The 5,620-nt window shown below is 72.9% G+C and carries 6 protein-coding genes; 4 read left to right on the top strand and 2 right to left on the bottom strand.

Translation table 11 applies throughout. The annotated features are described in order from the left end of the window. A partial coding sequence (gene ftsL, locus EEJ42_RS35020) for a cell division protein FtsL (protein WP_246097577.1) occupies window positions 1-406 on the bottom strand: 406 nt, incomplete at its 3' end. Beyond that, complete coding sequence (gene rsmH, locus EEJ42_RS35015) at window positions 403-1,362, bottom strand: 16S rRNA (cytosine(1402)-N(4))-methyltransferase RsmH (RefSeq protein WP_123106239.1); 960 nt, start codon at window positions 1,360-1,362, stop codon at window positions 403-405. The genes ftsL and rsmH, both read right to left, overlap by 4 nt. 409 nt (window positions 1,363-1,771) lie before the next feature. Here rsmH and EEJ42_RS35010 point away from each other — a divergent pair, with 409 nt between their 5' ends. The 4 genes from EEJ42_RS35010 to EEJ42_RS34995 form a co-directional block, all read left to right on the top strand. Next, window positions 1,772-2,329 carry a beta-class carbonic anhydrase gene (locus EEJ42_RS35010; protein ID WP_123106237.1) on the top strand — a complete coding sequence of 186 codons (558 nt, stop codon included), beginning with the start codon at window positions 1,772-1,774 and terminating at the stop codon, window positions 2,327-2,329. Window positions 2,330-2,533: 204 nt separating this feature from the next. Continuing rightward, window positions 2,534-3,583, top strand: a complete 1,050-nt coding sequence (locus EEJ42_RS35005) for an AAA family ATPase (protein ID WP_123106235.1) — start codon at window positions 2,534-2,536, stop codon at window positions 3,581-3,583. Then, window positions 3,583-4,971, top strand: coding sequence for a DUF58 domain-containing protein (locus tag EEJ42_RS35000; RefSeq protein WP_123106233.1), 1,389 nt, complete (start codon window positions 3,583-3,585; stop codon window positions 4,969-4,971). The genes EEJ42_RS35005 and EEJ42_RS35000 overlap by 1 nt, the downstream gene beginning before the upstream one ends. After that, a partial coding sequence (locus EEJ42_RS34995) for a transglutaminaseTgpA domain-containing protein (RefSeq protein ID WP_221179463.1) occupies window positions 4,968-5,620 on the top strand: 653 nt, incomplete at its 3' end. The genes EEJ42_RS35000 and EEJ42_RS34995, both read left to right, overlap by 4 nt.

The following is a 5,620-nucleotide window of genomic DNA, read 5'->3' as shown; positions in this document are numbered from 1 at the left end:
GGGTCGGCGCCGGGGTGGGGTCGAGCACGAGCGGGGGCAGCGGGCCGGGGGCGTGCGCCACCGAGGGCTGCCCGGTGGCCGGTGCGGGCACCCCGGCCACCGTGCCGTCCGGGTTGAGGAACGCCGGGCTGCCGCCGGGCACCATGCCCAGCTCCTGGGCGCGCTGCTCCAGCGCGCCGGGGGCGGAGAGCTGGTCGACCTCCTGCTGGAGCGACTGGCGTTCGTCGCTCAGCTCGTCGGTCTGCTTCTCCAGCTTGCTCAGCTCGAACGACCCCTGGTTGAGCGAGGAGTTCAGCAGCAGCAGCGCGATCAGGCCGGAGCCGAGCAGGACCACGACGAGCAGCACGAAGGGCGCCCGCCTGGCCGTGGCCGCGCCCGGTACGGCCGACACCGGCGCCCGGGTCACAGCGCGTCCTCGCGGATGCGCTCCGCGCCCCGGAACCGGGCCGGGGCGGCGCGGCGGTTCTCGGCGATCTCCTCCTCGGTGGGCAGCTCGGCGCCGCGGGTGAGCAGCTTGAGCTTGGGCTGATAGCGCTCAGGAACGACCGGCAGGCCGGGCGGCGCCGTGTTGGCGGCACCGGCCGCCAACACGTGCTTGACCAGCCGGTCCTCCAGCGAGTGGTACGACAGCACGGCGATCCGCCCGCCCACCGCGAGCGCCGCCACGGCCGCCGGAACGGCCCGCTCCAGCACGGCCAGCTCGCCGTTGACCTCGATGCGCAGCGCCTGGAAGGTGCGCTTGGCAGGATTGCCGCCGGTGCGCTTGGCGGCCTGCGGCAGGGCCTCGCGGATCAGCTCGACGAGCCGGGCGCTGTTGCTGAACGGCTCCTTGGCGCGCTCCCGGACCACCGCGTCCACGATCTTCTTGGCGAACTTCTCCTCGCCGTACGTCCGCAGGATGCGCACCAGGTCGCCGGGCGGGTAGGTGTTCAGCACCTCGGCGGCGCTGATGCCCGTCGACTGGTCCATCCGCATGTCCAGCGGGGCGTCCTGCGCATAGGCGAAGCCGCGCCCGGCCTCGTCCAGCTGCATGGAGGAGACACCGAGGTCGAACAGGACGCCCTGGACGCGCGGCACCCCGAGCCGGTTCAGGACCTCGGGCAGCTCGTCGTAGACGGCGTGCACCAGGGTCGCCCGGTCGCCGTAGGGGGCGAGCCGCTCACCGGCCAGCCGGAGCGCGTCCGGGTCGCGGTCGAGGGCGATGAGCCGGGCGGCGGGGAAGCTGCTCAGCAGCGCCTCGCTGTGCCCCCCGAGGCCGAGCGTGCAGTCGACCACCACCGCGCCGGGTTCGGCGAGGGCGGGGGCCAGCATGTCCAGGCAGCGCTGAAGCATGACGGGAACGTGGAGAGCGTTGCTGCTCATTGCGCTGCTCGTGCGCCCTTCTGAGGGTCGGGCGTGGCGGGTACGCACCGCCGGGTCCCCACCCGCTCTGAAGGGGAAGCGGCCGACTGGCGCCGGGGAAGTGACGTCAGGCGACCGGAGCGGGAGGAGGCCGAGGGGTACGTACGCACCGCGCTCACGCGAAATTTCGGGGATCCAAGGGGAGCGTCACGCCTCCCACTTCGCGCCACTTTAGTCCACTCGTCCCTTCGGTCAACCAACCGGCCAGCGCGCCCCGCCGACGGAGTGGAACCGTTCCGTCCGAAGGGGCCGGGAAGGGGCGCACGGAGGTGTGGAGTGGCTCACAATCACTCCTTCAGAGCACCTGTTGCCCTCGTTTGCGTAACCTAAAGAAAAGACAAAATCCCCTGGTGGGATTAGGGTCATAGCCATGTCGATATCAGCGTCGCAGCCGTTGCCCCAGTCCTCCGACAGCGCCGCCGGCACCGCCGGTTCGGTCACCGACCGCCTCGTCGAGGCCAACCGCCAGTACGCCGCCAAGTTCACCGACCCCGGCATGGACGCGCGCCCCGTGCAGCGCGTGGCCATCGTCGCCTGCATGGACGCACGCCTCGATCTGCACGAGGCGCTCGGCCTGGAGCTGGGCGACTGCCACACCATCCGCAACGCGGGCGGCGTGGTCACCGACGACATCATCCGCTCCCTGACCATCAGCCAGCGCGCGCTGGGCACCCGCAGCGTCGTGCTGATCCACCACACGGGCTGCGGCCTGCTGAACCTCACCGAGGACTTCCGGCACGAGCTGGAGGAGGAAGTGGGCCAGCGGCCGTCGTGGGCGGTCGAGGCGTTCAAGGACCTGGACGCCGATGTCCGCCAGTCGATGCAGCGCGTCCGCACCTCGCCGTTCCTGCTGCACCGCGACGATGTGCGGGGCTTCATCTTCGATGTGACGACCGGTCTGCTGCGCGAGGTCGAGCCCCGCAGCTGAGGAGATTTTCAGCCCGAACTCGTACAAGCGTGACAAATAACCCCGGGTTATCCACAGCCGAGTGACGCGAGACGGCGAAGACCGCAAGAATGCGTAGATGACATCGTCCCCCGCAACCCCGCGGGGGCCGGTGACTGCGTTTGCGGTGGGCCGGTCCGTCCTTGGTCGGACAGTCGGCCCTGAGAACGGGCCGAGGAGGGCCGGGTGACGACCTATGACGAACGAGCGAGCCTCAGCGATCTGACCACCACAGCGGAGCGGGTCCGCCGGTCGGTGGAGGGTGTGATCGAGGGCAAGCCCGAGGTCGTACGGCTTTCGCTGACCGTACTGCTCGCCGAGGGGCATCTGCTGATCGAGGATGTCCCGGGCGTCGGCAAGACCATGCTCGCCAAGGCGCTCGCGCGGTCCATCGACTGCTCGGTGCGCCGTATCCAGTTCACCCCCGACCTGCTGCCGTCGGACATCACCGGGGTGAGCATCTACGACCAGCAGCGCAAGGAATTCGAATTCAAGCCGGGTGCGATCTTCGCCCAGATCGTCATCGGCGACGAGATCAACCGCGCCTCCCCCAAGACCCAGTCCGCGCTCCTTGAATCGATGGAAGAGCGCCAGGTCACCATCGACGGGAAGAGCTACGAACTGCCCGGCCCGTTCATGGTGGTGGCCACCCAGAACCCGGTCGAGATGGAGGGCACCTATCCGCTGCCCGAGGCGCAGCGCGACCGCTTCATGGCGCGCGTCTCCATCGGCTACCCCAGCCCGCAGGCGGAGCTGGAGATGCTGGACGTGCACGGCGGCGTCTCCCCGCTGGACGACATGCAGCCGGTCGCGCACGCCCACGAGATCGTCAAGCTGGTCGAGGCGGTGCGCTCGGTGCACGTCGCCGAGGCCATCCGGCGGTATGCGGTGGACCTGGTGTCCGCCACCCGCAACCACCCCGATCTGCGGCTCGGCGCCTCCCCCAGGGCCACCCTGCACCTGCTGCGGGCCGCCAAGGCGTCGGCCGCGCTGGCCGGGCGGGACTTCGCCCTCCCCGACGACGTGCAGTCGCTCGCCGTCCCCGTGCTGGCCCACCGGCTGCTGCCCACTGCCCAGGCCCAGCTGAACCGGCGCACCGCGGAGCAGGTCGTCGGCGACATCCTCCAGCACACCCCGCTGCCCACCTCGTCGCAGCGGAGCGGCGGACCGGTGCCCCCGGTGCCTCCCATGCCCCCGGTCGACTACGGGCAGCAGCCGGGCGCACGGAGGCTGTGATGACCACAGGGGGGACCGGCGCGGGCCCCGGAGGCGCCGGAAGCGGGGAGGACCGGGGCACGATCCGGGCGGCGCTGGCCGGGCTGACCACCCGCGGCCGTTCCTTCCTGGCCGCCGGGGTCGCCGCCGCGGTGTGCAGCTATGTGCTGGGCCAGGCCGATCTGCTGCGGGTGGGGCTGCTGCTGGCGGCGCTGCCCCTGGTGTGCGTGGCCGTGGTCTACCGCACCCGGTACCGGGTGGCGGGCAGCCGGCGGCTCGCGCCCGCGCGGGTCCCGGCGGGCTCCGAGGCCCGGGTGCACCTGCGGATGGACAACGTCTCGCGGCTGCCCACCGGGCTGCTCATGCTCCAGGACCGGGTGCCGTACGTGCTGGGGCCGCGCCCCCGCTTCGTCCTGGACCGGGTGGAGCCGGGCGGCCGCCGCGAGGTGTCCTACCGGGTCCGCTCCGATCTGCGCGGCCGCTATCCGCTGGGCCCGCTCCAGCTGCGGCTGAACGACCCGTTCGGGATGTGCGAGCTGACCCGCGCCTTCAGCGCCTACGACACGCTCACCGTGGTACCCCGGGTCGAGCCGCTGCCCGCGGTGCGGCTGACCGGCGAGGCCGCGGGGTACGGGGACGGGCGGCACCGCTCGCTGGCCCTGGCCGGTGAGGACGATGTGATCCCGCGCGGCTATCGCCACGGCGACGACCTGCGCCGGGTGCACTGGCGGTCCACCGCGCGCTACGGAGAGCTGATGGTGCGCCGGGAGGAGCAGCCGCAGCGCGCCCACTGCACGGTGCTGCTGGACACCCGCGGCATCGCCTACGAGGGCGCGGGGCCCGACTCCCCCTTCGAGTGGGCGGTGTGCGGCGCGGCCTCGGCCTCGGTGCACCTGCTGGAGCGGGGCTATGCGGTCCGGCTGCTGACCGACACCGGAAGCTCGGTGCCCGGCCCGGACGGCGGAGGCGGATTCACCGGATCCACGCATGACTCCGCGGAGACGGCCGGGCTGATGCTGGACACCCTCGCGGTGGTGGACCACTCCGACGAGGACGGGCTCTCCCTCGCGTACGACGTGCTGGGCGGCGGGGGCGAGGGCCTGCTGGTGGCCTTCCTGGGCGATCTGGACGAGGAGCAGGCCGCGCTCGTCGCGCGGATGCGGCACCGCGCCACGGCGGCGGTGGCGTTCGTCATGGACGGCCATGCCTGGTCGCGGGGCGTGGAACCGGCCGATCCGGAAGAGCTGGAGGACGCGCTGCGCCGACTGCGCGAGGCGGGGTGGACGGCGCTGCCGGTCGCCCCGGGCGCCTCGCTGGCGGAGCTGTGGCGGCAGGCCGACGGGCAGGGCGCCACCCGGGCCGACACCGGACCTCGGGTCGTCGGCGGCATGACAGGGAGCTGGGGATGAGTGGGAGCGTTCGGCTGGCGATCTGCGCGGCGTTGGCCACGGCCGCGGCCGCGTGCGCGCTGCTGCCGCTGGTGAATCCGGCCGGCTGGCTGCTCCAGGCCGTGCTGCTGCTGGCGGTCCAGAGCACCGCGGGCGCGGCCGCCCGCCGGGTGCCGCTGGCCCGTCCGCTGACGGTGGCGGGGCAGGCCGTGGTGATGCTGCTGCTGCTCACGGCCGTGTTCGCGTCCGGGCAGGCGATCGCCGGGGTGCTGCCGAGCCCGGAGGCCCTCCATGAGTTCGCGCTGCTGCTGCGCGAGGGCACCAGCGACGTCGGGCAGTACGCGACCCCGGCGCCGGTCACCGACGGCATCCGGCTGCTGCTGGTCGGCGGGGTGCTGCTGATAGGTCTTGTGGTCGACGCGCTCGCGGTGACCTACCGCAGCGCGGCCCCCGCCGGGCTGCCGCTGCTGGCGCTGTACTCGGTCGCGGCGGGCCTGTCGGACGACGGAAGCGACTGGGTGTGGTTCCTGGTGGCGGCGGCCGGCTATCTGCTGCTGCTCCTGGCCGAGGGCCGGGACCGGCTCTCCCAGTGGGGCCGCGTCTTCAGCGGCGGCGCCCCGCGCGCGCCGGGCATGCCGGCCTCGGGGTTGGCCGGGGCCGGGGGCGGCCC

Source organism: Streptomyces botrytidirepellens, assembly GCF_003721215.1.
GTDB lineage: Bacteria > Actinomycetota > Actinomycetes > Streptomycetales > Streptomycetaceae > Streptomyces > Streptomyces himastatinicus.
Note: the sequence above shows the minus strand (reverse complement) of the source record. Positions and strands in the feature narration are given on the sequence as shown.